This is a genomic window from Nocardia wallacei, from assembly GCF_029869545.1.
GTDB classification, from domain to species: Bacteria; Actinomycetota; Actinomycetes; order Mycobacteriales; family Mycobacteriaceae; genus Nocardia; species Nocardia wallacei_A.
The window spans coordinates 33577-60421 of the sequence record NZ_JARWQD010000160.1 but is presented as its reverse complement, the minus strand read 5'-3'; the positions used below and the strand labels follow the sequence as shown (position 1 = coordinate 60421).

26 protein-coding genes are annotated in these 26845 nt (G+C 69.6%); 14 read left to right on the top strand and 12 right to left on the bottom strand.

Annotated elements, in window-relative coordinates; genetic code table 11:
• Window positions 1-947: 947 nt before the first annotated feature.
• Window positions 948-1709 carry an SDR family NAD(P)-dependent oxidoreductase gene (locus QH290_RS13165; RefSeq protein ID WP_280383000.1) on the bottom strand — a complete coding sequence of 254 codons (762 nt, stop codon included), beginning with the start codon at window positions 1707-1709 and terminating at the stop codon, window positions 948-950.
• A 177-nt stretch (window positions 1710-1886) separates the two neighbouring features.
• Between QH290_RS13165 and QH290_RS13160 the strand changes: the two genes are divergently transcribed.
• From QH290_RS13160 to QH290_RS13145, 4 genes are all read left to right on the top strand, one after another.
• Window positions 1887-2684 carry an HAD family hydrolase gene (locus QH290_RS13160; RefSeq protein ID WP_280261962.1) on the top strand — a complete coding sequence of 266 codons (798 nt, stop codon included), beginning with the start codon at window positions 1887-1889 and terminating at the stop codon, window positions 2682-2684.
• A gap of 72 nt (window positions 2685-2756) precedes the next feature.
• The gene (locus tag QH290_RS13155; protein ID WP_280382998.1) at window positions 2757-4715 is read left to right on the top strand and encodes a hypothetical protein; all 1959 of its coding nucleotides are present in this window, start codon (window positions 2757-2759) and stop codon (window positions 4713-4715) included.
• 7 nt (window positions 4716-4722) lie between these two features.
• On the top strand, window positions 4723-6279 hold the full coding sequence (locus QH290_RS13150) for an ABC transporter substrate-binding protein (protein WP_280382996.1): 1557 nt from the start codon (window positions 4723-4725) through the stop codon (window positions 6277-6279).
• A gap of 53 nt (window positions 6280-6332) precedes the next feature.
• A complete protein-coding gene (locus tag QH290_RS13145) occupies window positions 6333-7145 on the top strand; it encodes a class I SAM-dependent methyltransferase (protein ID WP_280382995.1) in 813 nt (270 codons plus the stop codon).
• Between the two features lie 26 nt (window positions 7146-7171).
• On the opposite strand, the gene QH290_RS13140 is transcribed toward QH290_RS13145, so the two are convergent.
• The 5 genes from QH290_RS13140 to QH290_RS13120 are packed head-to-tail and all read right to left on the bottom strand — an operon-like array spanning window position 7172 to window position 12732.
• Complete coding sequence (locus tag QH290_RS13140; RefSeq protein ID WP_280382994.1) at window positions 7172-7933, bottom strand: sirohydrochlorin chelatase; 762 nt, start codon at window positions 7931-7933, stop codon at window positions 7172-7174.
• A gap of 28 nt (window positions 7934-7961) precedes the next feature.
• Complete coding sequence (locus QH290_RS13135) at window positions 7962-9263, bottom strand: sulfate adenylyltransferase subunit 1 (RefSeq protein ID WP_280261973.1); 1302 nt, start codon at window positions 9261-9263, stop codon at window positions 7962-7964.
• Window positions 9263-10192, bottom strand: coding sequence for a sulfate adenylyltransferase subunit CysD (gene cysD / locus QH290_RS13130; RefSeq protein WP_425303593.1), 930 nt, complete (start codon window positions 10190-10192; stop codon window positions 9263-9265). The genes QH290_RS13135 and cysD overlap by 1 nt, the downstream gene beginning before the upstream one ends.
• Window positions 10171-10887, bottom strand: a complete 717-nt coding sequence (locus QH290_RS13125) for a phosphoadenylyl-sulfate reductase (protein WP_280261977.1) — start codon at window positions 10885-10887, stop codon at window positions 10171-10173. Before QH290_RS13125 ends, cysD begins: the two co-directional genes overlap by 22 nt.
• 15 nt (window positions 10888-10902) lie before the next feature.
• Window positions 10903-12732 (bottom strand): nitrite/sulfite reductase, encoded by a 1830-nt coding sequence (locus tag QH290_RS13120; RefSeq protein WP_280382992.1) that lies wholly within the window; start codon window positions 12730-12732, stop codon window positions 10903-10905.
• A 401-nt stretch (window positions 12733-13133) separates the two neighbouring features.
• Here QH290_RS13120 and QH290_RS13115 point away from each other — a divergent pair, with 401 nt between their 5' ends.
• Window positions 13134-13532 carry an SgcJ/EcaC family oxidoreductase gene (locus QH290_RS13115; protein ID WP_280261980.1) on the top strand — a complete coding sequence of 133 codons (399 nt, stop codon included), beginning with the start codon at window positions 13134-13136 and terminating at the stop codon, window positions 13530-13532.
• A 23-nt stretch (window positions 13533-13555) separates the two neighbouring features.
• On the opposite strand, the gene QH290_RS13110 is transcribed toward QH290_RS13115, so the two are convergent.
• Together QH290_RS13110 and QH290_RS13105 are read right to left on the bottom strand one after the other, a co-directional pair.
• On the bottom strand, window positions 13556-14629 hold the full coding sequence (locus QH290_RS13110; RefSeq protein WP_425303596.1) for a sensor histidine kinase: 1074 nt from the start codon (window positions 14627-14629) through the stop codon (window positions 13556-13558).
• 29 nt (window positions 14630-14658) lie between these two features.
• Entirely contained in the window at window positions 14659-15324 is a 666-nt protein-coding gene (locus tag QH290_RS13105) for a response regulator transcription factor (RefSeq protein ID WP_280382990.1), read from the bottom strand.
• 88 nt (window positions 15325-15412) lie between these two features.
• Here QH290_RS13105 and QH290_RS13100 point away from each other — a divergent pair, with 88 nt between their 5' ends.
• Window positions 15413-16024: a M15 family metallopeptidase gene (locus QH290_RS13100; protein WP_280382989.1), complete on the top strand. Its 612-nt coding sequence runs from the start codon at window positions 15413-15415 to the stop codon at window positions 16022-16024.
• A gap of 2 nt (window positions 16025-16026) precedes the next feature.
• Window positions 16027-17385 (top strand): DoxX family protein, encoded by a 1359-nt coding sequence (locus QH290_RS13095; RefSeq protein ID WP_425303595.1) that lies wholly within the window; start codon window positions 16027-16029, stop codon window positions 17383-17385.
• A gap of 4 nt (window positions 17386-17389) precedes the next feature.
• Here the strand turns inward: QH290_RS13095 and QH290_RS13090 are convergent, their stop codons facing one another.
• The gene (locus QH290_RS13090) at window positions 17390-18580 is read right to left on the bottom strand and encodes an NAD(P)/FAD-dependent oxidoreductase (protein ID WP_280382987.1); all 1191 of its coding nucleotides are present in this window, start codon (window positions 18578-18580) and stop codon (window positions 17390-17392) included.
• A gap of 169 nt (window positions 18581-18749) precedes the next feature.
• On the opposite strand from QH290_RS13090, the gene QH290_RS13085 reads away from it, so the two are divergent.
• A complete protein-coding gene (locus tag QH290_RS13085; protein WP_280382986.1) occupies window positions 18750-19685 on the top strand; it encodes an RNA polymerase sigma-70 factor in 936 nt (311 codons plus the stop codon).
• A 13-nt stretch (window positions 19686-19698) separates the two neighbouring features.
• On the opposite strand, the gene QH290_RS13080 is transcribed toward QH290_RS13085, so the two are convergent.
• Entirely contained in the window at window positions 19699-19887 is a 189-nt protein-coding gene (locus QH290_RS13080; RefSeq protein WP_280382985.1) for a hypothetical protein, read from the bottom strand.
• Window positions 19888-20020: 133 nt separating this feature from the next.
• On the opposite strand from QH290_RS13080, the gene QH290_RS13075 reads away from it, so the two are divergent.
• The 6 genes from QH290_RS13075 to QH290_RS13050 all read left to right on the top strand — a co-directional run bounded on the left by QH290_RS13075 (window position 20021) and on the right by QH290_RS13050 (window position 25604).
• A complete protein-coding gene (locus QH290_RS13075) occupies window positions 20021-20557 on the top strand; it encodes a hypothetical protein (protein WP_280261995.1) in 537 nt (178 codons plus the stop codon).
• Window positions 20558-20952: 395 nt separating this feature from the next.
• Window positions 20953-22149, top strand: a complete 1197-nt coding sequence (hemW, locus tag QH290_RS13070) for a radical SAM family heme chaperone HemW (RefSeq protein ID WP_425303594.1) — start codon at window positions 20953-20955, stop codon at window positions 22147-22149.
• Window positions 22150-22221: 72 nt separating this feature from the next.
• Window positions 22222-22428, top strand: coding sequence for a hypothetical protein (locus tag QH290_RS13065; protein ID WP_280261997.1), 207 nt, complete (start codon window positions 22222-22224; stop codon window positions 22426-22428).
• Between the two features lie 180 nt (window positions 22429-22608).
• On the top strand, window positions 22609-23640 hold the full coding sequence (gene hrcA, locus QH290_RS13060; RefSeq protein WP_280261999.1) for a heat-inducible transcriptional repressor HrcA: 1032 nt from the start codon (window positions 22609-22611) through the stop codon (window positions 23638-23640).
• Between the two features lie 58 nt (window positions 23641-23698).
• Window positions 23699-24853 (top strand): molecular chaperone DnaJ, encoded by a 1155-nt coding sequence (gene dnaJ / locus QH290_RS13055; RefSeq protein WP_280262001.1) that lies wholly within the window; start codon window positions 23699-23701, stop codon window positions 24851-24853.
• Window positions 24854-24860: 7 nt separating this feature from the next.
• A complete protein-coding gene (locus QH290_RS13050) occupies window positions 24861-25604 on the top strand; it encodes a 16S rRNA (uracil(1498)-N(3))-methyltransferase (protein WP_280382984.1) in 744 nt (247 codons plus the stop codon).
• 96 nt (window positions 25605-25700) lie between these two features.
• On the opposite strand, the gene QH290_RS13045 is transcribed toward QH290_RS13050, so the two are convergent.
• On the bottom strand, window positions 25701-25979 hold the full coding sequence (locus QH290_RS13045) for a hypothetical protein (protein ID WP_280382983.1): 279 nt from the start codon (window positions 25977-25979) through the stop codon (window positions 25701-25703).
• 153 nt (window positions 25980-26132) lie between these two features.
• On the bottom strand, window positions 26133-26828 hold the full coding sequence (locus QH290_RS13040) for an alpha/beta fold hydrolase (RefSeq protein ID WP_280382982.1): 696 nt from the start codon (window positions 26826-26828) through the stop codon (window positions 26133-26135).
• Window positions 26829-26845: the final 17 nt, after the last annotated feature.

Below are 26845 nucleotides of genomic sequence, written 5' to 3'. Positions count from 1 at the left end.
CCGCTACTGGGGGGGTTGGCCGGGTGGGGGGGGTTTATGGGGCGGGTTGTGTGGTGGGGGTGGGGTTTGGGGGGGTTTGGCCGGTGGGGGTGGGGGTTCGGGGGGAGTGTCGGGTGGTGGTGGGGGTTCGGGTGGAGTGTCTGGTGGTGGGGGTTCGGGTGGGATGTCCGGTGGTGGAGGGCATTCCGGTGGGGTGGCGGGTGGTTCGGTTTCGGGCGGTGGCGCGAATACCGGCGGCGGGTTCGGTGGATCCGGAAACAAGGATTCGGCGTCGGGCGGGTCCAAATCCGGCGGATCCAAGTCCGGTGGTTCGGGCGGTGGTGGCTCGGGCGGTGGTGGCTCGGGAGGTGGTGGCGGGGGAGGCTCGCGCCGCTGACCGCCGACGCCGTGGCTCGGCTGTCACGGCCTGGGCGACAGCGGGCCTCGCCGCTGACCAGCCAGAGCCGCTACACATCCCGAGACGACAGTGCCGTGGCGGTCCGCGACGAGCGGATGCACGCCGGTGTTGCCGCCGATGCCGCTGTATTTCCCGAGTCGATGGGGTCGTGGGCGGTTCGGGTGAGCGGTCTCGTCGTTGATCGGTCAGGGCCGTTGCACATTCCGAGATGAGAGGGCCGTGGCGGTTCGGGACGAGCGGGTGCGCGCCGGTGCCGCTGTACTTGCGGAGGCGACGGGCCGGGGGCGGTGCGATGAGGGCATCGCGCTCGGCATTCGTCGGTATAGCCAGGTATCGGGACGTATGCTGCGGCAACCGGTTCGGCCGGGGCGCTCCGATTTTGCTCGATGTGGTCAGTCGACCGGCCGCGCCTGTCGGGCGCCGAGGGCCGATGGCACGGGGTGGCGGCACCGATATCTCGCGTTCGGTCACCGAATTGCTCGCCTTGCGTCGGTCGTCCACGGGCAACGGCCGCGCACCGAATGGTTTGCGGCCGTTGGGGTTCGGGCTATTACTGGGCCGTGAAGCCGCCGTCGATCGTCATGGCCGCGCCGGTGATGAAGGTGGCCTCGTCGCTGAGCAGGTAGGCGCACAGGGAGGCGACCTCGTCGGGCTGGGAGATGCGCCCCATGGGGTGCAGGGCGGCCACCTGCGCCTCGCCCTCGGGGGTCGCGCCCATGGAGGCGCGGTAGGCCGGGGTGTCGACCGCGCCCGACACCAGCGCATTGACCCGCAGGCCCTGCTGGGCGGTCTCGAGCGCCACCGCGCGAGTCAGCCCGATGACGCCGTGCTTGGCCGCCACGTACGGCGCCACCGAACCCATGCCCACGACGCCGAGATTGGACGCGTTGTTCAGGATCGCGCCGCCGCCGGAGCCGAGGATCGCCGGAACCTGGTAGTGCAGGCCGTGGAACACGCCGGTGAGGTTCAGCTCCAGCTCGGCGCGCCAGGCCGCCTCGTCGATGTCCTGGATCGGACCGAACGCGCCGATGGCGCCCGCATTGTTGAACGCGGCATCCAGCCGCCCGAACTCGTCGAGCGCCGTCTGCGTCAGCCGGGCCACCTCGGCCGCCACGGTGACGTCGGTCGGCACGAACACCGCGCGGCCGCCGGCGGCCCGGATCTCCTCGGTCACGCGATCGCCCGCCTCCTTGCCGCGCGCGCCCAGCACCACCGCGGCCCCCTCGGCGGCCACGCGGCGTGCCACCGCGGCGCCGATCCCCGAGTTGGCGCCGGTGATCAGCACAACCTTGGACTCGAACCGAGCGTTCATCACTGACTCCTTATTCCTTGCGGTTCTTCGGTTTTCGCTTGACGAGACTCAGTCAACCAACGGGCGGAACCGTAAGCTGGCGGAATCCGGACATTGAGTTGATGTGTCATGTATTCCGGATCGCGGCGGTGGTGAGCGGCCCGCGAATGCATTTGCACGATCGGTGACAATGGGCGCGTGGACACAGCAGAGAAGCCGCAGTTGATAGCGCTCGATGTGGACGGCACGCTCCTGAGCACCGGTGAACCGATCAGCCCGCGGGTGCGCGAGGTGGTGCGGGCGGCGGCCGCGGCCGGGGCGCACGTGGTGATCACCACCGGACGCACTCTGCTGGCCACCCGGCTGGTCGCCGAGGAGCTAGGACTCGAACACGGGCAGGCGCTGTGCTCGAACGGCGCTGTGCAGGTGGACATTTCGAACTGGGAACCGCTGGCCCTGCACACCTTCGACCCGGAACCCGCGGTGGCGGTGCTGCGCGAGGTGTTCCCGGACATGGTGCTGTCGGTGGAGAAGGTCGGCATCGGCACGTGGACCACCGGCTACTATCCCGGCAGCTTCCGGCTCGGCGAGTTCCGCTTCGTCGAGGATCGCGATCTGGGCCTGGAGCCCACCACCCGGCTCAACGGCTGGTGGCCCGGCGGCACCCTCGCGGATATGGTCGAGGTCATGGCCGAACGCAGCCTGCCCGGCGCGGGCTGGGTGCACGGCGAGCACGAGCCCTGGCTGGTGGCCTCCAAGCAGGGCGTCTCCAAAGGCTGGGCGCTGGAACGTCTTCGGCGGCAACTCGATATCCCGCACGAGGCCACCCTCGCCATCGGCGACGGCTACAACGACCGCGAAATGCTCACCTGGGCAGGGCATTCGGTCGCCATGGGCAACGCCGTGGATCCGGTGCTGGAGCTGGTCGACGAGGTCACGGCCGATGTCACCGAGGACGGTGTGGCGGTGGTGCTGGAGCGGTGGTTCCGCAACTGAACCACTTGTGTACGGCAGTGCCACAATCTCATTCCGCTAGCCAGGTGCGACGCGATCGACTACAACTGGTGCGTGGATGAGGGTGGGCAGACATTCGGGCACGGGCAGGCAACCGAGCTCGTCCGCCGCCTCATGCGGCGCGAATCCGACGGCCGGGTCACACGGAGTCTCAGCCACCCGGTCCTGGTCGTCGAGGGTGCCCGAGGCTACGGAAAATCGGCGCTGCTCGATGAGCTGGCGCGCAAGCTCGACGGGCACGTGCCCTGTGCCCGCGTGGATTTCGAGCGGTATCGCGTCGCGACGGTGCCGGAGGTGTTGTCGGCGATCGCCTTTCAGCTCGGCAGCGTCTGCGAGAGCTACGGCTCGCTGCAGTTCCCCCTGCTGAGCATCGGCCGCCAGGTGATGCGGGCCGACCTGCCGCAGGACCGCCCCGCCGCCCGGACGGCGATCGAGCAGCTGCTGGGCAGGCAGATCGACGCCGGGTCCATGCGGGAGTCGCTGCGGGAGGCGTCCGGGGAGCTCGCCTCGCTGCTGGAGGACGAGCCGATCACCGTCGCCGCCCGCATCGTCGCCCTGGTGGGCATCGAACCCGCGCTGCGGTTCGTCCGCCGCGGCCGGTCGTGGTCTCCGGACTGGTACGGCCGCCGCGAGGGCACCCGGCACCGCGATCCCCTCGACGTGCTCGTCGATCTCGGGAGCTGGGCGCGGGAGGGACAGCACGACCAGGCCGAGGAGCTGCTCGTGGCGGCGTTCCTCGCCGATCTGCGGGAGAACTTCCAGCGGTCCAGGAACGCCGCGGAGATGACGCTCAACTGCGTCGTCCTGTTCGACAACGCCGATACGGCGCTGGGGCAGCGGGTCGTCAACGCCCTGGTGGACGCCCGCAAGGGTCGCTGGGTCCTGGGAAAGGAGTCGGCCGACCCGATGACGGTGGTGGCGACGAGCCGCGGTGAGCTGCTCGCGCCCCTCACCCAGCAGGGACCGCTCGACGCGGTGAGCCGGGGCCTGGTCGCCTTCACCGGGAAGGAGACCGACCAGGACCTGACCTTCGACATGCAGGGCGAGCCGAATCTGTGGTGCCGGTTCACCCTGCGAGACCTGAAGGAAGACGAGGTCGGCGCGATGGTGTCGGCGCTGCCGCCGCACACCGACGGCGCCGCGGACCTGATCGGCAACCATCAGCTCACGGCCATGGTGTACGGCCTGACCGACGGCCATCCGGCATCGGCCGCCGAACTCGTGGCGGCGTTGCGCGACCGCCCGCTGGCGAACGGGGACGCGCTGGGCGTGCTGCTGGAGCGCCGCGGCCCCGGCCGCTCGGGCGGCCGCCGCCTGGAAGATCGCCTGTGCCACAAGCTGATCGGCGAATTCTCCGAGGACGCCTACTTCGACATGGTCACCTGCGCCGCGGCACGGACCTTCGACCACGCCGGACTGCTCGCCGCGCACAGCGGGCTGCTGCGGGGCGGCATTCACAGCTATCGGGAGATCAAACCGGTGGTGTGGCCGGTCTCCGGGGGTGCCGGGCAGATCATCCTGCGAAGGCTGCTGCTGCGGCAGCTGGCGGCGAGATCCGACAGCGCACCGGCGAGCTGGGGCAAGGTCTTCGGCTGGCTCCGCGATCGCAGTCGCAGGGACGGCGACGAGGAGAGCGTGCTGCATTACGCCATGGCCGCAGAGGATTTCGCCGCCACCGTGACGGGCCTGCTCCGGCGGCTCGACGAGGGCACCACCCGCGACTGGGTGCGGCTGCTGCGCTCGGTGACCTCGATGCCGCGCCGCCACCGCGATCCGGAGATGTCGGTGATGGATCAGCTCCACGCCGCCGTCGAGGGCCCGCCACAGCCGATACCCCGTTTGGTCGTCGCCCGATGGATCGCCGCCGATCCGTTCGTGTCGAATCGCCGCCGGTCCCTGCACTGGCAGATCGCGGCCGATTACGACGTCGTCGCCGGTCTCGCCACGGGTGATCCGGTGCCGCTGCTGGAAGAGGCCGACGACCACCGTAGAAAGGCCGAGCTGTGGAGTTGAGGGGCTCGTGAGCGACGACACCCGAAATGAGATCATCCCGCCGCTGCCGCCGGGCCGATGGCGCCGTCTCCGTATTCGGTTGCGCCGGAACAAGATCGCGGTGGCGCTGGTGGCGGTCGTCGCGATCGTCGTGGCCGGGTCCGTCTACTGGTGGCTGCAGCCGGACGATGCCTGCGGGCGCTCGGATTCCGGGGTGCGCAATATCGGCGCGGAGTGCGTCGGAGTCACCGACGGCAGTTACGTTTTCCACGAATCGTACGCGGACGTGCAGCGCAAGATCGCCGCGGAGAATGCCGCGGTCGGTGGTTCCGGCCGCACCGTGACCATCGCGCTGCTGGACCCGTTGACGGTCGACAAGACGTCGGCGAATACGCCCGAGATGATCCGCAACGAGCTCGAGGGCGCCTACGCGGCGCAGATTCGGATCAACAAGACGGCGGCGATCGGCGACCAGCGGCCGCTCGTCAGGCTGGTCCTGGCCAACTGGGGCAGTCACGGGCAGCAGTGGCAGCCGGTGGTCGAGCAGCTGGAGGGCATGGTCGACGATCCGGAGCCCCTGGTGGCCGTGGCCGGGCTGCGCCTGTCCACCATTCAGACCGAGCTGGCCGCCAAACATCTTGCGGCGCACAATATTCCGACGGTCAGTTCGATCGCCACCGCGGACCAGCTCAACTACGGCCAGATTCGCGGATTCATCCGCTCGGCGCCGCCGAACTCGGAATACGCCGCGGCACTGCACGATTACCTGCGCGGCCGCCCCGAGCTGGATACCGCGATCCTGGTGTACGACGCGAACTCCGATATCAACGACGACCCGGGCACGACCTCCGGGGCGGACCTGTTCACCCGGTCGCTGCGCGACGATTTCAGCGCTCGTTTCGCCGATGTCATCAGGTTCCCCGCGCAGAGTTACGTGGGTATCTCCGGTCCGACGGCGGCGAGCCCGAGCCTGTTCACCAATATCGTGCAGAACATCTGCGCGGTGAAACCCGAGGTGGTGCTGTACGCCGGTCGCGTGGTGGACTTCGGCAACTTCCTCGAGTCGATGTATGCGCGGGTGTGCCCGGACACTCCGGTCACGGTGTTCGGGGCGAGCGCGGATTTCGGTGCGCTGCACCTGCGATCGCACGAGGCGAAGCTGCGGGACAAGAACATTCGCATCGCGTATGCCACGGAGACCGATCCGGCGGGCTGGTTGCGGAATGCGCCGGGGACGCCGCCGTTCTTCCGCGAGTTCTTCGACAAGTTCGGCGAGCTCGGATTCGATCCGGCGCATCTCGACGACGGTGGCGCCATCTCGACCCACGATGCCCTGCTCATCGCGGCGAAGGCGGCACGGCTGTCGGCCCGCGCCCATGTCGGGCAGGAGCTGCCGACGCACGAGGATGTCCTCAACCAGATGCTGAATCTGAACAGCCTGGACGAGGTCCCCGGGGCCTCAGGGCAATTGAGCTTCAGCTTCCGGGGTGCCGACAGCGGCAACCCGAGCAACAAGCCGGTTCCGGTGATCGAGGTGCCGTCGGCCGCGGTCGCGCAGACCGCCGAGGTACACCACACGAAATAGCCGCACTCATGAAAACCGTTGCCATTAAGCCGGGGTCGAGTTAGGATTGCCTAATGTCGAGCCGTGAGGTGGATCTGGTCGGTGTCCCGGTGACAATGCTGTGGACGTTGCACAATCGCGCGTCGGAGGCGGGTCGCCGCGACGGGAAGCTGCACGATCCGGACTGTGTGCGGATCTACGAGTCGATCGATTTCGATTACGACCGGAACTTCGGCACGCCGGACGGCACCCATGCCGAACGCTCCCGGATCTTCGACGATGCCCTGCGGCCGTGGCTCGCCGAGCATCCGGACGGCACGGTCGTGGAGCTCGGCGCCGGGCTGGAGACGCAGTTCCAGCGCTGCGACAACGGCCGGGTGCGCTGGCTGTGCGTCGATGTTCCCGATGCCGTCGCGGTGCGGGAGCGGTTCCTCCCCGCCTCCGAACGCTGCCGCCATATCGCCTGCAGCGCATTGGATCCCGCCTGGCTGGACGAGGTCGGATCCGGCGAGGTGTTCGTGACCGCGCAGGGCCTGTTCATGTACTTCGACGAGGAGCAGGTGCGAAATCTGGTGACCGCCATGGTGGATCGGCTGCCGGGCCTGCAGCTGATGTTCGACACCATCCCGCCCTGGTTCGCCCGCAAGACGATGTCCGGCTACTCGAAGACCGAGCACTACACGGCCCCGCCGATGCCCTGGGGCGTGCGCCGCGACGACATCGCCGCCCTGCTGCGCGGCTGGAGCCCGCGCATCCGCGAGGTCCACGTGCGCAACTACGGGCCGTCGCGGGGTCCGCTGGCGGTCACGATGCCGATCTTCGATCGAGTTCCGGTGCTGCGCAATATCCCGCCGACGATCACCCGGGTGCGTACCACGCGGGCATAGCGGGACTACATGCTACGGAGCGAATCTCACGCCGATTCGGCCAGCGCCGGTGTCGCGGCCGTCACGTAGCGGTCCAGCACGACATCGGTGAGCGCGGTGTGCGCTCCGATCGTCTTCGCGTGCAGGAGGTTCGGGCCCGCCCGGTGCAGGCGGTCGGTGAGCAGGCCCGGGGCCAGGAACCAGGGAGCGACCAGCACTCGATCGCATCCCTGCTCGTACAGGAGTGAAACGGCCTGCGGTAGCGACGGTTCCGTGGTGGCGAAGCAGACCGAGGTGCGCCAGGCGGTGCCCTCGGCCACCAGGCCGCCGATACGCAGCGTGTGGCGGTTCGCGGCGGCTGAGGACGAGCCGACGGCGGCGACCGCGATCCCGGTCCGTTCGTTTCGCGGGTCGGCGCCGGTCGACAGGATTCGGTCACGCAGCGCCGTGATCAGGCGCGGGTCGTCGCCGAGAACCTCGGCCTGCGTCAGGTGCAGCCGAGGGTGGCGGATGCGTGCGGCGGCCAGCATGCCGGGGAGGTCCACGCGGGCGTGAAAGGCATTGCCCAGCAGTAGTGGAACCACCACCGCCTCCGTATGTCCCTGCGCGGCAACGGCATCCACGACCTGCTCCACCGAGGGAGTGTTCAGATCCAGGAACGCCAGCCGGATATCGAGGTCCGGGCGGCGGACGGACAGGTCGGCGACCACCGCGGACATGGTTGCGGCGGAACGGGGATCGCGGCTGCCGTGCGCGACCGCGATCAGTGCGGGACGGGACGTGGGGAGAACCGCCCCGTTCCGCCCCATTCCTCGGCGGCGTGGGCCCGAACTCATCTCAGACCCCGACCTCGGCACCGACCTCGACGGCCGTCAGCACGTCACCCACCAGGCCCGCGGCCAGCGTGTTGCCGCCCGCCGGATCGATGAGCAGGAAACTGCCGGTGTGGCGGTTGGTGCGGTAGTCGTCGGCGACGATCGGGTCGGCGACGCGCAGCGAGATGCGGCCGATGTCGTTGAGCGACAGCGATTCCGGATCCGGATCGGCGGCCAGCTGCTGCTCGTCGAACCGCTCCAGCAGCGCGCCGACGATGGCCTGGGTGGTGCGGGTGCCGTGCTTGAGCAGCAGCCGCGCGCCCGGCCGCAGCGGCTTGTCGCCGAGCCAGCAGACGGTCGCGTCGAAGGCGTCGATCGGCTCGGGCGCATCGGCGGCCGCCGCGATGGTGTCGCCGCGGGAGATGTCGACGTCGTCGGCGAGCACCAGGGTGACGCTGCGCCCCGGCTGGGCGGCGGCCAGCTCGCCGTCGGCGGTGTCGATGCGCTCGACCGTGGTGCGAATGCCCGAGGGCAGCACCACGACCTCGTCGCCCTTGGCGACCACGCCCGCCGCGACCTGTCCCGCGTAGCCGCGGTAGTCCGGATGGTCGGCGGTGCGCGGGCGGATGACGTACTGCACCGGAAACCGCAGCCCGACCCGGTGGCGGCCGGAGCTGTCGGCATCGACCGGCACCGACTCCAGATGCTCGATGAGCGAGGGCCCGTCGTAGAACGGCGTCTGCTCGGAGCGGGAGGCGATGTTGTCGCCGTGCAGCGCCGATACCGGGATCTCCACCACGTCCTCCGGCGCCCAACCGAGTTTCGTTGTCAGCTCGGTGAATTCGGTCGCGATTCGGTCGAAGACCCCGGCCGCGTCGTCGACCAGGTCGATCTTGTTGACGGCGAGCACCAGCTTCGGCACGCCCAGCAGCGCCATCACGGCGGCATGGCGGCGGGTCTGCTCGATCACGCCCTTGCGGGCATCGACGAGCAGGATCACCAGCTGCGCGGTCGACGCGCCGGATACCGTATTGCGGGTGTACTGCACGTGTCCCGGGGTGTCGGCGAGCACGAAAGTCCGTGTGGGCGTGGCGAAGTAGCGGTAGGCCACATCGATCGTGATGCCCTGCTCGCGCTCGGCGCGCAGGCCGTCGACGAGCAGCGACAGGTCCGGCGTGGCCAGGCCCTTGTCGACCGACGCGCGGGTCACGGCGTCGATCTGGTCGGCCAGCACGGATTTCGTGTCGTAGAGCAGCCGTCCGACCAGGGTGGACTTGCCGTCGTCGACGCTGCCGGCGGTGGCCAGTCGTAACAGGTCGGACATCAGAAATAACCTTCTCTCTTCCGGTCTTCCATCGCTGCCTCCGACACCCGGTCGTCGCCGCGCGTCGCGCCGCGCTCGGTCAGCCGCGACGCCGCGACCTCGGCGAGAATGTCGTCATTGGTCGCGGCGGTCGAAAGGATTGCGCCCGTGGAGGATCCGTCGCCGACGGTGCGGTAGCGCACCGACTTCACCACCAGCTCCTCGTCGTCGCGCGGACCGCCCCAGGAGCCGGGCGTCATCCACATGCCGTCGCGCTGGTAGACCGGGCGCTCGTGCGAGTAGTAGATGGTGGCGAGCTCGACGTCCTCCCGGGCGATGTAGCGCCAGATGTCGAGCTCGGTCCAGTTGCTCAGCGGGAACACGCGCACGTGCTCGCCCGGCGCGTGCCGGCCGTTGTACAGGTTCCACAGCTCCGGGCGCTGCCGCTTGGGATCCCAGCGGCCGAACGCGTCGCGCAGCGAGAAGATGCGCTCCTTGGCGCGCGAGCGCTCCTCGTCGCGGCGGCCGCCGCCGAAGACCGCGTCGAACCGGTGCTCGGCGATGGCGTCCAGCAGCGGCACCGTCTGCAGCGGGTTGCGGATGCCGTCGGGCCGCTCGGTCAGCCGCCCGTCGGCGAGGTAGTCCTCGACCGACGCGACATGCAGGCGCAGCCCGTACTTGTCGACCACGCGGTCACGGAACTCGAGCACCTCCGGCAGGTTGTGGCCGGTGTCCACGTGCAGCAGCGCGAACGGCAGCGGCGCGGGCCAGAACGCCTTGAGCGCCAGGTGCAGCAGCACCGTGGAATCCTTGCCGCCGGAGAACAGGATCACCGGCCGCTCGAACTCGCCCGCGACCTCACGGAAGATGTGGATGGATTCCGACTCCAGGGCGGCCAGGGTGTCGAATCGCGTGTCAGTGGCTGTTGTCATGAGGCGTGTAACCCGCATTCGGTCTTGGCGAGGCCGGCCCAGCGGCCGCTTCGCGGATCGGATCCCGGTTCCGGCTTCCGCGTGCACGGAGCGCAACCGATGGACGGATACCCCTCCTCCACAAGGGGATTGACGAGAATTCCGTGTTCTTCGATGTAGCCGGTCATCTCGTCGTCGGACCAGGCGGCGATCGGATTGATCTTCACCAGGCCGAAGGCCTCGTCGAAGGAGATCAGGGGCGCGTTGGCGCGGGTCGGGGCCTCCACGCGGCGGATACCGGTGACCCAGGCGTTGTAACCGGCCAGCGACTTCTTCAGCGGCACCACCTTGCGCAGGCGGCAGCACTCACCGGCGTCGCGCGCGAACAGGTCCTTGCCGAGCAGCCGATCCTGCTCTGCCACAGTGTGTTCCGGCTGCACGTTGACGATGTTCACGCCGTACACCGTCTCCACGGCGTCACGCGTGCCGATGGTCTCGGCGAAGTGGTAGCCGGTGTCGAGGAACAGCACGTCCACGCCCGCGTGCACCTGCGCGGCCAGGTGGACCAGCACCGCGTCCTGCATGTTGGAGGCGACGATGTACCCGGAGCCGAAGGTGTCCTCGGTCCACCGCAGCAGCTCCTGCGCGGTGGCGTCCGGACCCAGTCGTGCCGCACCGTCTTCGGCGATCCTGCGCAGTTCGTCCTCGGACAGCTTCTCCAAAGTGGTTGCCATAGCTGAAATCTCCCGTTACCGAAGGTCGGCGTCGTCGGCGCGGACAGCCCACTGCGCGAACCGCTCGCCCTCGTCGCGGTTCTTCACGAAATTGCGCACCACACGCTCGATGTAGTCGCCGAGCTCGTCGCTGGTCACCTTGTGCTGGCGCAGCTTGCGCCCGAAGGCGCTGTCGAACCCGAGGCTGCCTCCCAGGTGAACCTGATAGCCCTCCACATGATTCCCGTCGCCGTCGTCGACCAGCTGGCCCTTGAAGCCGATATCGGCGATCTGGGCCCGGGCGCAGGAGTTCGGGCAGCCGTTGATGTTGATGGTGACCGGAACGTCCAGCTGCGCGTTGATATCGGCGAGCCGCTGCTCGAGTTCGGGCGCCAGCGCCTGGGAGCGCTTGCGGGTCTCCACGAACGACAGCTTGCAGAACTCGATTCCGCTGCAGGCCACCAGGTTTCGCCGCCAGATCGACGGCTTCGAGTGCAGCCCCAGCGGTTCCAGCTCGGCCTGCAGCTGCTCGACCTTGTCGTCGGGCACGTCGAGCACGACCAGCTTCTGGTACGGGGTGAACCGGACCCGGTCCGAGCCCGCCCGCTCGGCCGCATCGGCGACCTTGGTGAGGATGGTTCCCGAGACGCGGCCCGCGATGGGGGAGAAGCCGACGGCGTTGAGCCCGTTGCGCAGCCGCTGCACGCCGACGTGGTCGATGACCTGCTTCACCTGCTCCGGTGCGGGGCCGTCGATGAGTTTCCGCTTCAGGTACTCGGTTTCGAGGACCTCGCGGAACTTCTCGACACCCCAGTCCTTGATGAGGAACTTCAGCCGGGCCTTGGTGCGCAACCGGCGGTAGCCGTAGTCGCGGAACACCGCGACGACCGCCTCCCACACGTCCGGCACCTCCTCCAGCGGCACCCACACGCCGACGCGCTTGGCCAGCATCGGGTTGGTGGACAGGCCGCCGCCGACCCACAGGTCCAGCCCCGGCCCGTGCTCGGGATGGTCGACGCCGATGAACGCCACGTCGTTGATCTCGTGCGCCACGTCCTGCTGGCCGGAGATCGCGGTCTTGAACTTGCGCGGGAGGTTGGAGTACTCCTTCTTGCCGATGTAGCGGCTCACGATCTCGTCGATCGCCGGGGTCGGGTCGATGACCTCGTGCAGCGACTCCCCGGCCAGCGGCGAGCCGAGCACCACACGCGGGCAGTCGCCGCACGCCTCGGTGGTCTTCAGGCCGACCTCCTCGAGGCGTCGCCAGATCTCCGGGACGTTCTCGATCTCGATCCAGTGGTACTGGACGTTCTCGCGGTCGGACAGGTCGGCGGTGTCGCGGCCGAACTCGGTGGAGATGCCCGCGATGGTGCGCAGCTGCGCGAGGTTGAGCGCACCGGCGTCGCAGCGCACCCGCATCATGAAGTAGCGGGCCTCGAGGATGTCGATGTTCTCGTCGCCGGTCCAGGTGCCGTCGTAGCCCTGCTCGCGCTGGGTGTAGAGGCCCCACCAGCGGAACCGGCCGCGCAGGTCGGCCTTGTCGATGGAATCGAAGCCGCCCTTGGCGTAGATGTTCTCGATGCGGGCGCGGACGTTGAGCGGGTTGTCGTCCTTCTTGCTCTGCTCGTTCGGGTTCAGCGGTTCCCGGTAGCCGAGCGCCCACTGACCCTCCGACTTGCGGCGGACCGGTTTACCGGTGCGCTGGCCGGTGGCCTGCGGGCGCGGACGCGCGCGGCGTTCCCGCGCGGCTTGCTCGCGCTCGCGCGCGACATCCTGCTCGCGCGCGGCGCGCACGGATTCGGCTTTCTGTTCCCGCGCGGCGCGCACGGATTCTGGGCTGGGACCGGCGTCGGTACTCGACGTCATAGGGTCGCTCCTGCGGGTGGATCAGGCCTTGACGGCAGGCGGGAGGGGCTGGCTCACGCCTTCGGTGTGCAACGGCCGGGATGTGGGCGCCGAGACAGGGGCGCCGGAGTCGGGATGGGCCGCGCTACCGGAGGCAATCCGGCAGACAGCGGTCGCTGCAGACACGCTTGTAGTCGACGTGGCGTCGCGCCACCAGTCGTACTCCAAGCCCAGTCATGGAGCCTATTGTGCCATGTCAGCGGGGTCGTTCCGACCATGGGCCCATATTTTCCGCAGATTCGAGGGAAATTCCCTGGACGGCCGCTCAGTTTTGTGAAATAGCTCATAGATCAATGCGCCGAAACCGTCGCAGCGATCTTGGTGTTGACCTCGAGTCCAGTTCGGGTTGCAGGATCGTTCGCATGACAACCACGCAGACCGACATCGAGCTCGAGGCGATCCGCGACGTCGTCGCGACCGTCGAACACGCCCAGCAGAACGAACTCGTCGACGAGTTCGTGTCGCTGTTCCATCCCGACGCCATCTGGACCACCGGCCACGGGAAACTCCTCGACGGCCGCGACGCCATCGCCGAATTCACCGCCCGGGTCCTGCCCGGCGCCATGCGCGACGGCACCGCGACCTACGAGGTGGTCCTGGTGCGCTTCCTGCGCCCCGACGTGGCCGCCGTCAAGATCCGCCAGCGCTACTTCGACCTCGCGGGCAACATCACCGCCGAGGGCTCCCCCCTCTACGTCATGACCAAGGTCGACACCCGCTGGCTCCTCACCGTCTGCCAGAACACCGTCGTGCAGGACTGAACCGGGGGTGCGAGAAGGGGGAGTCAGGCGGTGGGGAGGTGGACGGTGACGTGGAGGCCGCCGGTGGGGCGGGCGGCGAGGGTGAGGGTGGCGTTGTGGGCTCGGGCGATGCTGTGGACGATGGCCAGGCCCAGGCCGGCGCCCGCGTGGTCGGAGTGGCGGCGGTCGGTGCCGCGGCGGAAGGGCTCGGCGAGCGTGGCGACCAGCCGGGGCGAGAGCACCTCGCCGGTGTTGTCGACGGTGAGCACGACCATGCCGGGGCGCGCGCTGGTCGTGACCCATACGGTGCCGTGATCGGGCAGGTTGTGCACGATCGCGTTGTGCACGAGGTTGGTGGTCAGCTGCAGCAGGAGCGCGGGTGAGCCGAGGGCCGGGGCGATGTCGCCGCCGGTCTCGATGGTGATGCCGCGTTTCTCCGCGAGGGGGAGCAGTGTTTCGGCGGCTTCTTCGGCCATGAGGGACAGATCGACGCGTTCGCGGGTGAACGATCGCCGGTCGGCGCGGCTGAGCAGGAGCAATGCCTCGGTGAGGTCGATCGCTCGGGTATTGACCACGTGCAGGCGTTCGATGAGTTCGGGGGTGCGGCTGTCCGGATCGCTGCGGGCCACGTCGAGCAGTGCCCGCGTGATCGCCAGCGGCGTGCGCAGCTCGTGGGAGGCGTTGGCCGCGAATCGCTGCTGCTCGATGACGTGCGCCTCCAGCCGGGCGAGCATCGCGTCGAAGCTGTCGGCGAGTTCGCGGAACTCGTCCTGCGGCCCCGGTAACCGGATTCGATGAGAGAGCGATCCGTGCTCGGCGGCGCGGGTGGCCGCGGTGATGTGCGTCAGCGGGGCGAGCATGCGCCCGGCCAGAATCCAGCCGCCCACGAGACCGAACACCAACAGGAAGACCAGGAGCGCGGCTGCCGCCGTGCCGAATACGCTCGGGCCGAAGTTGGCGGGGTCGACGATGCGCGGGAGATTGGCGGGGTCGGGAATCAGGGCGGAGGCGCGAACGGCACCGCGCAGCAGGAACGTCCACACGGCGGCGAGCAGCAGCACGCCCGCCAGCATCAGGAATCCGGCGTAGCTGAGGGTGAGTTTGAGGCGAACGCTCAAACCGGGCGCGCGGCCCGCGGTCGGATCCCTCACGTTCCGGTGTCGATGCGGTAGCCGACGCCGGGCACGGTCGCGATGAGCCACGGTTCGCCGAGCCGTTTGCGCAGGGCCGAGACGGTGATGCGCACGGCGTTGGTGAAGGGGTCGGCATTCTCGTCCCACGCCCGCTCCAGGAGTTCCTCCGCGCTGATGACACCGCCTTCGGCGGCGACGAGGATGTCGAGCACGGCGAACTGCTTGCGGGTGAGCGCCACATAGCGGCCGTCGCGATAGACCTCGCGGCGGAACGGATCCACCCGCAGTCCCGCGATCTCCCGCACGGGTGGCCTGTGGTGGCCGCGCCGACGGTCGAGCGCCCGGAGCCGGAGCACGAGCTCCCGCAGTGCGAACGGCTTGGTGAGATAGTCGTCGGCGCCGAGCTCGAATCCGGAGACCTTGTCGTCGAGCCGGTCGGCGGCGGTCAGCATCAGGATCGGCGTGCCGGTACCGGCCGCGACGATGCGCCGGGCGACCTCGTCACCCGAGGGCCCGGGGATGTCTCGGTCCAGGACGGCGATGTCGTAGGCATTGATGCTCAGCAATTCCATGGCCGTGTCGCCGTCACCGGCGATATCGGCCGCGATCGCCTCCAGGCGCAGACCGTCGCGGATGGCCTCCGCCATGTAGGGCTCGTCCTCGACGACCAGCACACGCATGGGTCCGATCCTACGAGGCGCACCCATTTCGTCGGCGTATCGAAAATCGCATACGGTCCGGCAACGCCGCGCCGCCTTGACTGAGCGCATGAGTCGAAAACCCGCAACACGAACGGTGACCCCCGGGCTGGCCGTGATCGGCCTGCTCGTCGCCGTTACCGCGATCACCGGAATCCTCGTCTGCCAGTCGGGGGCGTTGCCGGGTCGCTCGATCGGCGCCGTCCTGCGCGGTGACGACGGCGGTCAGGCGGCCCCGGACGAGGGTGGCCTCCCGAACGGCGTCACCGTGTTCGCCGACGAGTATCCCGGCGTAGGCAATCTCGCACCGGATCTGATCGACGCGCTGCGCGCGGCGGCGGCCGATGCGGGCGACGAGGGCGTCGAGTTCTACGTCACCAGTGGCTGGCGTTCCCGGGATTACCAGAACCGGCTGCTGCGCGAGGCGATCTCGAAGTACGGCTCCACGCAGGCGGCCGCTCGTTGGGTCGCCACCGCGGACACGTCAGCGCACGTATCCGGCGACGCGGTCGACCTCGATTCCGGTGCCGCGGCGTGGCTGTCCGCGCACGGCGCCGATTACGGACTGTGCCAGATCTATCGCAATGAGCCCTGGCACTACGAGTTTCGCTCCGACGCCGTCGAGTACGGCTGTCCTGCCCTGTATCCCGACCCCGCCCACGATCCGAGGATGCGGCAGTGACGATGACTGCGACCGATGTCACCGAGGCGGCGGAGTCGGCTCGACGAGCACAGTGGAATCCACTCACCCGCATCGGGTTCCGGTTCTGCGTGCTGTACTTCGGCCTGTTCTGCCTACTGATTCCGCCGATCGTGTTCGTGCTGACGGGCCCGCTCGGGCGCCGGTTGGGCTACGACGCGCAGTTCTGGCACATCCGGGCGCTGCAGCCCGTCCTGGATCGGGTGGGCCGGGAGCTGTTCGGTACCACCGTCCGGCTGTATCCGACCGGGGTCGGCGACCAGACGATCTTCTGGGTGCTGCTGTTGTGCATCCTCGTCGTCGCGGTGGCCGGAGCGGCGGTGTGGTCGGTACTGGACCGGCGCCGGACCCACTACCGCACGCTGGCGGGCTGGTATCTGCTCGCCCTCCGCATCGCGCTGGCCGGTCAGATGCTGAGTTTCGGCTTCGCCAAGGCGATTCCGACGCAGATGCCCGAGCCGTCGCTGACCACGCTGCTCACCAGATACGGTGACCTCACGCCGATGGCCGTGCTGTGGTCGCAGGTGGGTGTGTCCAGGCCGTACGAAATGTTGCTCGGCGCGGCGGAGATCACCGCGGGGATCCTGCTGCTCGTGCCGCGGACCGCGCTGCTGGGCGCGATGCTGGCGCTGATCGACACGCTACAGGTCGTCGTGCTGGACATGACCTTCGACGTGCCGGAGAAGATGCTGTCCATCCATCTGCTGCTCATGTCGTTGCTGCTGCTGGCGCCCGAGGCGCGGCGGCTTACGCACGTCCTGGTGCTCGATCGCGCCGCCGCTCCCTCCGCGGCGCCATATCCGTTCCGCGGCAGGAGATCTCGCCGCATCGCGGCGCTGACTCAGGCCGCGATCGGCATCTGGATCGTCGTGGCGCTGGTGTCCGGCGGCTGGCACGCCTGGCGTACCGGCGGGCCCGATCGCCCCAAGCCCGCGCTGTACGGCATCTGGTCGGTGTCGCAGTACATCCGCGACGGACAGCCGGTGCCGCCGCTGACCACCGACGAAACCCGCTGGAAGATAGTGGTGTTCGACTATCCGGATACCATCACCGTGCAGCGGATGGACGACACCCTGGTGAGTGTTCCCGTCGACGTGGACGCGGCGGCCCGTCGAATCCGGCTGATCGAGGGGACACCGCGGGCCAGGCCGGTGGCGACCTCCGAGGACGCTCGGAATCCCTTGGGCGCACTCGACTTTCGGCAACCGACTCCGGACACGGCCGTGCTGACCGGGGAGCTGGACGGCCACCCTGTCGCGCTGACGCTCGACCGGATCGACCCGGACAGCTTCCCCCAGCGCAGCACGCCGTTCCGCTGGGTGCAGAATCGCCCGAATTTCTGACCTCCTACGCGACCGATGCGCCCGTGCTGTCGCGCCGGGCCTGCAACTGGGCCGGACGGTGCTTGCCATCGGAGAACCAGCGGTGCTTGCCGGGCTTGCGGGCCTCGGTCGCCAGGTGGTTGATACCTGCCTCGCAGGCGAACTCCTTGAGCTTCTTGCCCGTGAAACCCTTGAAGTACAGCCGCATCGCGGTCTCGTCCTTGTGCCCGAGCTGGTAGATCCCGGCGTTGCGGCCGATGCTCAGGCACATGGCGGGGAACGCCATATCGATCGGCGTGGGCTGCTCCCCGGCGATGCGGTGCAGCAGGGTGTCGGCGGCGTGCGCGCCCAGGCAGTACGCGGTGTAGGCGCTCATCCGGAACGGCAGGTCCGACGGCGCCGACGAATCACCCGCCGCGACGATGTGCTCGTCGTCGACACTGGTGAGGGTCTCGTCGGTGAGCAGCCGCCCGGCGGCATCGGTGCTCAGCCCGCTGCGCGCGGCCAGGTCGGGCACGCCGAAGCCGGCGGTCCAGATGGTGACCGCGCTCGCCAGGGTCCGGCCGTCGGCGAGTTCCACGGCGTCGCGGGTCACCGCGGTGACGGCCGCGTCGGCGCCCTCGATCACGGTCACGCCCAGCCCGGAGAGGTATTTGTGGGCCGTGCGCCGCGCCTTGGGATGCAGGTACGGGACGAGCGCGCTGCCGCAGACCAGCGTGACCGGGCGGCCCTGCTCGGCCAGTTCGGCGGCGGTCTCGATCCCGGTCGGGCCGCCCCCGATGACGGTCACCGCGCCCGTCGTGGGCGTATCGAACAGCACCGACCGCAGCCGCTGCGCCGCCTCCAAAGTCGCTACCGGGTAGGCGAATTCGGCCGCGCCCGGCACCCACGGCGCGGGCGTGCCGCTGCCCACGGCGTAGATGAGGTAGTCGTAGCCGATCGTGCCGCCGTCGGCCAGTGTCAGGGTCCGTCCGGCCGCGTCGATCCGGGTCACGGTGTCCGCGACCAGTCGCACGCCCTCGGCCAGGACGTTCCGGTAGTCGACGACCGCGTCGTGGGTCCCGCCGACCAGCTGGTGCAGCCGCAGCCGCGGCACGAAGACCTGGCGGGGATTGATCACGGTCACGCGCACGTCGTCGCGCTGCGTCAGGCGGTTGGCCGCCATCACCCCGGCGTATCCGCCACCGATCACGACGACTTCGTACTTGGTGCTCATGGTGTTTCCCTTCATTCGGTGGGTTCGGGCACAAGACACCGGGCGCCACACCGGCGTGACAGTCGGTGACGCGGGTCACAGGGGAGGGTCGCCGCGTTCGGTGGTGTCACAGAACCGCGGTGTCCGGTGTCTGGTAGCCGGTACAGACACGAGCGAACAGGAGCCGCCCATGCCCGGCACGTCGGAGACCATGCCCGAACAGCGCGAAGGGAGCCTGACGAACCGGGCCGACCCCGCCACCGAGGCGTTCGTCGCCCACCGCAGGCTGCTGTTCACCGTCGCCTACGAGATGCTCGGGTCGGCCGCCGACGCGGAGGACGTGCTGCAGGAGACCTGGATGCGTTGGGCGGGAGTCGATCTCGGCATCGTGCAAGATCAGCGCGCCTACCTGGTCCGGATCACCACGCGCCAGGCGCTGATCCGGCTGCGCACGCTCGGGCGCCGCAAGGAGTCCTACATCGGCCCCTGGCTGCCCGAGCCGCTGCTCACCGCGCCCGACGTGGCCGAGGATGTCGAACTGGCCGACAGCGTCTCGATGGCGATGCTGTTGGTGCTGGAGACGCTCGCGCCGACCGAACGCGCGGTGTTCGTGCTGCGCGAGGTCTTCGACCTCGGCTACGACGAAATCGCCGAGGCCGTCGACAAGACCCCGGCCGCGGTGCGTCAGATCGCCCACCGCGCCCGGGGACACGTCGCCGCCCGCCGCCCGCGCGGAGACGTATCACCGGCCGAATCGCGGGAGGCGCTCGAGGCCTTCCAACGGGCGATCGACACGGGCGATCTGCAGGGCCTGCTCGACCGGCTCGCGCCCGACGTCGTCTTCCTCGGTGACGGCGGCGGGGTCCGGCAGGCCGCGCTGCGGCCGATCGTGGGCGCCGGTCCGGTGGCGAGCCTGCTGACGGGCTCGCTGCCGCGGATCGGTCGCGAGCTGTCGGTCGAACCGGCGCAGATCAACGGTTATCCGGCCCTGGTACTGCGGCGCGGCGGCGAGATCGACACCGTCATGGCGGTGCGGCTCGACGACGGCCTCATCACGGGGCTGTATTCAGTGCGCAATCCCGAGAAGCTGTCGCACGTGGAACATGAGACCGCACTGGGCCGTTGACGTCGTCCGGGGCCTACGCGGCATGCGGCGTCGGTCCTGGATCGCCGAGGAGTTCGGCCCGCAGGTCGCGGTGCGCCGCGCACCGATGGAACGGCCCGGGCGTGACGAAGGCGGGGTCCAGGCGCTGGGCGAAGGTGAGGTTGTCACGGCGCCAGCAGTCGATGCACACCAGCTTGTCCATGTCGCACTCCTCAGCTCTCATCGAACAAGAGTCCTGTGCGCGAAGGGTTCCCGTTTCCACCCGGCAATCGGACATCCGCGGCCATCCAGTGGCCGGATCGTTACCGGAAGCGTTGTCGAGCACGCCGGGCCGCTGCGGGCGGTATCGTGCGGGTGTGGCGAATCGGGGGATCGAATTCAAGCCGGACGCGCAGGATCCCAAGCGGGTGCAGCTGAACGGCGGCCTGCCGCAGGGGGTTTCACGGGCGGAGATCACCTTCCGCGTGGCGGGTGGTATGCGGGGGACCAGGGTGGTGCGGTGTTCCGAGGCGGAATTCGCCCACCTCCGCACCGCCGATCCCGTGTACGAGGGCGCGTGGAGCAAGCCGCAGCGGCTGCCGATACCGGACGCCCAGCGCTACATCGCCCAGGCGCAGCAGCGGATTCGGGAGCGGGACGACGAGATCCGGCGCCGCCACGAGGCCGTCGACCTGACCTGCCCGTGGTGCGAACGGCAGCGGACCTACATCGGCGTACTGGGCTTCGTCACCGGCCACCCCGGCCTGCTCACCGACCACCCGAGCGAACTGGGCCAACAGGTGATCAAACACCACGCCTACCGCTGCGACCACTGCGGTTCCCTGCAAATGTTCGCCGACGGCTTCCTCACCCACCCGCTGCCAGGCCGCCCGCCCACCAACGACTCGGTGTGATCCCGGCCAAAGCATGCCGGGAATGAGAGAGCGACGCTGGGAGTATGAGCGTGGCGTGCCGGGAGTGAGAGAGCGACGCTGGGAGTATGAGCGTGGCGTGCCGGGAGTGAGAGAGCGACGCTGGGAGTATGAGCGTGGCGTGCCGGGAATGAGCGGGTGGCGCTGGGAGTATGAGCGTGGCGTGCCGGGAATGAGCGGGTGGCGTGCCGGGAGGATGAGGCGAGGCGCCTGGAGTACGCGGGTGAAGCGTGCCGATAGCCTTCCCTTGTTTTCGGCGTGAGGCCCTCACTTGTTTCCGGCGTGCGCCCTTCCCTTGTTCCGGCGTGCTTTTGGCCGGAATCCATCCCCGATGTAGGTCACACCCGGGCCACCGGCAGACTGGGGCGGTGACCTCGATTGCCGCCGGAACTGCCGCGCCCGACTCGGCGGAGTTCGTGCTGCGCGACTTCGGTGGCGGTCCGTTCGGGATCTATGTCCATGTGCCGTTCTGCGCCACCCGGTGCGGGTACTGCGATTTCAACACCTATACGGCGGGGGAGTTGGGCAGTTCGGCCTCGCCGCAGTCCTGGATGGACGCGCTGCGCGGCGAATTGTCCACGGCCGCGGAGGTGTTCGGTGAACTGCCGAGCCCGCAACCGCGGGTGTCGACGATCTTCGTGGGCGGCGGGACACCCTCGCTGCTCGGCGGGGACGGCTTGGCGGGCGTGCTCGACGCGGTCCGCGCGAACTTCACGCTGGCCGCCGATGCCGAGGTGACGACCGAATCGAATCCGGAATCGACCTCGCCGCGGTTCTTCGAGCGCCTCCGCGACGCGGGCTTCACCCGGGTGTCGCTGGGCATGCAGTCGGCGGCCGAGCACGTGCTGCGGGTGCTCGACCGCACCCACACCCCCGGCCGCGCCGTCGAGGCCGCGCGCGAGGCCCGGGCCGCCGGATTCGACCACGTGAACCTCGACCTCATCTACGGCACACCGGGCGAATCCGACGCCGACCTGGACGCCAGCCTGGACGCCGTCCTCGCCGCCGGCGTCGACCACGTGTCGGCGTACTCGCTGATCGTCGAGGACGGCACCGCCCTCGCCCGGCGGGTGCGCCGCGGCGAACTGCCCGCCCCCGACGACGACGTCCTCGCCGCCCGCTACGAGCGCATCGACGCCCGCCTGGCCGCCGCCGGACTCACCTGGTACGAGGTATCCAACTGGGCCGCAACCGATTCCGCCCGCTGCCGCCACAACCTCGGCTACTGGGACGGCGGCGACTGGCTCGGCGCGGGCCCGGGCGCGCACAGTCATCTCGGCGGGGTCCGATGGTGGAATGTGAAGCATCCGTCCCGCTACGCCGACCGGGTGCGCGAGGGCCTCCCGGCGGCGGGCTGGGAGGCGCTGACCGCCGCGGAACAGCACACCGAGCGCGTGATGCTCACCGCCCGCCTGCGCACCGGCCTGCCGCTGGCCGAACTGGACGAATCCGAACGCCGGTCCGCCGACCGGGTGATCGCCGACGGCCTGGCGGTCCGCTGCGCCGACCGCCTGATCCTCACCGATCGCGGGCGGCTGCTGGCCGACGCGGTGGTTCGCACCCTGCTGACCTGATCCCGATCGCTCGTTGGGCCGGAACGACCGGGCTTCGGGGTGTAGCGTTCGAGGTAACCCCCGAGGAGTCTCATGTCCCAGGCACGTCGCATCACCCTTGTCCACGAGCAGAGCGAGTTCGCCGAGACGCGCGCCGCGGAGAAGGCCGAATCCGCGCGTCGCAGCGCGATGGCCGCCCGGGCCGTCGCCAGCTACGCCACCGACGCCGACGACTGCACGTCACTGCTGGCGATGCTGGGGCTCGACGCCGCCGCCGGCAAGCTCGCCGGGCCGCAGTAGCGGCCCCGCCCAATCCGCCCCCGGTACCCGGAGCCACACAGGTCGGGACGCATACGCGGGTGATCTGCCCGCGTGCAATTAAACTGGGATTCGGATGAACCGGGATCCGTGTGATCGTGCCATGCCTCGAGACGGTCGCGCACCCGGCGGACCGAAGGCGAAAGCGAGGAGGTGGGGCCGATGCCGAGTACGGAGCAGCGGCGGATCGAGGTCCTGCGAGCGATCGTCGCCGACTACATCGCGACCAAGGAGCCGATCGGCTCGAAGACCCTGGTCGACCGGCACAATCTGGGTGTTTCGAGCGCCACCGTGCGCAACGATATGGCCGTGCTGGAGGCCGAGGGCTACATCACCCAGCAGCACACCAGCTCGGGCCGCATCCCGACCGACAAGGGCTACCGCCAGTTCGTCGACCACATCGCCGAGGTGAAGCCGCTGTCCCCGGCGGAGCGCCGGGCCATCATGGAATTCCTGGAGAGCGGCGTCGACCTGGACGACGTGCTGCGCCGCGGGGTGCGGCTGCTGGCCCAGCTGACCAGGCAGGTCGCCATGGTCCAGTATCCGACCGCCTCGGCCTCGACGGTCCGCCATCTCGAGGTCGTCGCGCTCAATCCGGCGCGGCTGCTGCTGGTGGTGATCACCGATACCGGCCGCGTCGACCAGCGCCTGGTCGAGCTGGGCTCCGTCGTCGACGACGAGGACCTGGCGGTGCTGCGCGCGATGCTCGGCAAGGCCATGGACGGCAAGCGGCTCGCCTCCGCCTCCGCCGCGGTGGCCGAACTGCCCGAGAACGCCCCGCCCCGGCTGCGCGAGGTGCTGGTGCGCGTGTCGACGGTCCTGGTGGAGACGCTGGTCGAGCATCCGGAGGAGCGGCTGGTGCTGGGCGGCACCGCCAACCTCACCCGCAACGTCGGCGACTTCGGTTTCCCCGGTTCGCTGCGCTCGGTGCTGGAGGCGCTGGAGGAACAGGTCATCGTGCTGAAGCTGCTGGCCGCGGCGCAGCAGCCGGGCATGGTGACCGTGCAGATCGGGGAGGAGACCCAGGTCGAGCAGATGCGCGGAACCTCGGTGGTGTCCACGGGGTACGGTGTGCCGGGTACCGTGCTCGGCGGTATGGGAGTACTGGGACCGACGCGCATGGACTACCCCGGAACCATTGCTTCGGTGGCCGCGGTCGCCCGATACATCGGTGAGGTACTCGCCGAGCGTTGAGCCAGCCACGGCCGCGGGTCGTGAACGGAACAGATTCGGAACAGGACTAGAGACACAAGTGGCACGGGACTACTACGGAATTCTCGGCGTCGGCCGCAATGCGAGCGACCAGGAGATCAAGCGCGCCTACCGCAAGCTGGCGCGGGAACTGCACCCCGACGTCAATCCCGACGCCGACGCGCAGGAGAAGTTCCGCGACGTATCGACCGCCTACGAGGTCCTCAGCGACCCGGAGAAGCGGCGCATCGTCGACATGGGCGGGGACCCGATGGAGTCCGCGGGTGCCGGGGGCGGTTTCTCCGGCGCCGGATTCGGCGGCCTGGGGGATGTGTTCGAGGCATTCTTCGGCGGCATGGGCGCCGGTGGCGGCGGTCCGCGCCGGCCGCGCGGGCGGGTGCAGCCGGGCGCCGATTCGCTGCTGCGGACCCGGCTGTCGCTGGCCGAGTGCGCGGTCGGCGTCACCAAGCACCTGACCGTCGACACGGCGGTGCTGTGCGATCTGTGCCAGGGCGCGGGCACCAACGGCAGCTCCAAGCCGGTGCGCTGCGAGACCTGCGGCGGCGCGGGCGAGGTGCAGACGGTGCAGCGCTCGTTCCTGGGCCAGGTGATGACCTCGCGCCCGTGCCCCACCTGCCGCGGCACCGGCGAGACCATCCCGGATCCGTGCCGCAAGTGCGGTGGCGACGGCCGGGTGCGGTCGCGTCGCGAGATCGCCGCGCCGATCCCGGCGGGTGTCGCCAACGGCATGCGGGTGCGGCTGGCCGCCCAGGGCGAGATCGGCCCCGGCGGCGGCCCCGCGGGCGATCTGTATGTGGAGATCGTGGAGCAGCCGCACGACACGTTCGTCCGCGACGGTGACGACCTGCACTGCACGATCCGGGTCCCGATGGTCGACGCCGCGCTCGGCACCACCGTCGTCATCGACACGATCCTCGACGGCCCGACCGAGCTGTCGATCCCTGCGGGCACCCAGCCCGGCGAGGTGTCGGTGCTGCGCGGGCACGGCATGCCGAAGCTGCGCTCCAGCGCGCGCGGGGATCTGGTCGCGCACCTGGACATCGTGGTGCCGACGAAGCTGGACAACAAGCAGTCCGAACTGCTGCGCAAGTACAAGTCGACGCGCAACGGCGAGCGGACCGAGGTGCTGTCGGCGCAGTCCGAGCACAACAGCGGCCTGTTCGCGCGGCTGCGGGCCTCGTTCAGCGGACGCTGAATCCGCGGTGGCCGCAACCGTTTTCTACCTCGACGAGATCCCGGAACCGGGTGCGGTCGCGGTGCTGGACGGGCCGGAGGGCCGCCACGCCGCGACGGTGCGCCGGATTCGGGTCGGCGAGCCGATCACCCTGTCCGACGGGGCCGGTCTGGTCGCCGCGTCGGAAGTGGTTGCGGCGCAGAAGGATCGCCTCGAGCTTCGAGTGCTGAGCCGAACCGTCGCCGAGCGGGTGTCGCCACCGGTGACCGTCGTGCAGGCGTTGCCGAAGTCGGATCGTTCCGAACTGGCCGTGGAGTTGATGACCGAGGCCGGTGCGGACGCCATCGTCCCGTGGCAGGCGGCGCGCTGCGTCGCCAACTGGGAGGGCAAGGCGCGCAAGGGAGTCGACAAGTGGCGGGGCGCCGCCCGGGCTGCCGCGCGGCAGTCCCGCCGGGCCTACATTCCCGAGGTGGGGGAGCTGCACCGCACCCCGGATGTACTGGAGCTGGTACGGAACGCGAAGGCGGACAACGGGATTGTCGCGGCCCTGCACGAATCGGGTGACTCCCGGTTCACCGATCTGCCGTTCGCCCGGGCCTCCCGGATCGTGCTGATCGTCGGCCCGGAAGGGGGCCTGGACGACACCGAACTCGAGGCCCTGTCGTCCGCCGGTGCCGACGCGGTCCTTTTGGGCCCCACCGTCTTACGCACCTCCACGGCCGCCGCCGTCGCCCTGGGGGCACTGGGCGCCTTGACCTCGCGCTGGGGATGATGCCTGCGGGTCGCCCCGCCGCGCCGTTCACCTGCGAGCCGAGGAGTTCGGCTGCGCCCGTGAAGGCTTCGGCGGGGCGTCGCTGTCGCGGATTCGTCAGGCGCCGGGCGGCGGGGGCAGCGGCTTGCCGTCGGGGCCCAGCGGGGGCGGGCAGGGCTTGCCGTCCTCGCCGACCGGCGGCGGGAGGGGCTTGCCGTCCGTGCCCAGCGGCGGGGGCAGCGGCTTGCCGTCCGTGCCCAGCGGGGGCGTCGGGCATCCCGCGGGCGCGGTGTGGTGGTCGGTCTGGACCGGATGCGGTGCGGCGGTCGCCGCACCGGCCAGGCCGAGGCCCGCGACCGCGGCGGAAACGAGGATGGTGGCCATCCGAAGCTTCATGCGATTTCCTTCTCTCGAACGGTATTGCCCGTCAACGCATTAGACGTGGTGATCCGGGTGCGGTTCCCCAGCGCCGCGAGAAGTGATCCAAGCCACACGCGAGTTCCTTCGAATCCTGTTCTCGCCGCTGGTGGTTTCGCCGGGCCGCGGTGGCTACAGCCAGTTGTCGAGTGCTCCGAGGAAGGCGCCGACATCGTCGTTGTGGACGAAGTGGCCCGTATTCGGCACCGTGCGGACCTCGAAACCCGCTGCGCGGTACTCCGCGGCTCGCCGCGGCGGTGTCAGATCGCTGGGGTCGGCCAGTAGGAGCAGCGACGGCACCAGGGGAAGCACCGGCGCATAGGCGGTTTCGAGGTAGTCCATGCGCGTGGTCCCGGGGTCCCACGCCGCCAGTTCGTCCAGCCGGGCCCGCACGGTCTCGGCGCTCCAGCGTGGCGAGGCTGTTCGAATATCCTCGGCGGTCCAGTCTTTCATCGCCCTGACCGCCGGTTGTGCTGCGCCGTAACTGGTTCCGTCACCCGGATGCCAGGCGGGGTCCTCGTAGACCGCCCGCCGCGGGCGCAGCTGTTCCACGATCATCGCCAGCAGCACGCCGCCGAGGGAGTGCCCGATGGCGAGCTCGACCCGGTCCGGCGCCACATCGAGCAGATCGTCGGCCCAGCGCTCCCGGCTGTATCGCCCGCGCGCGCTCTGCCCGTGCCCGGCCAGATCCGGCGCGAGGACGCGATAGCCGCGCTCGGCCAGCGCCGGTCCGACCTGCCACCACGAGCGTGAACTCGCCGACAGGCCGTGTACCAGCAACGCCACCCGATCCCCGTCGCCCCACTCTTGCACGTGTATCCGAGTCACCACCGCACTCCGCATCA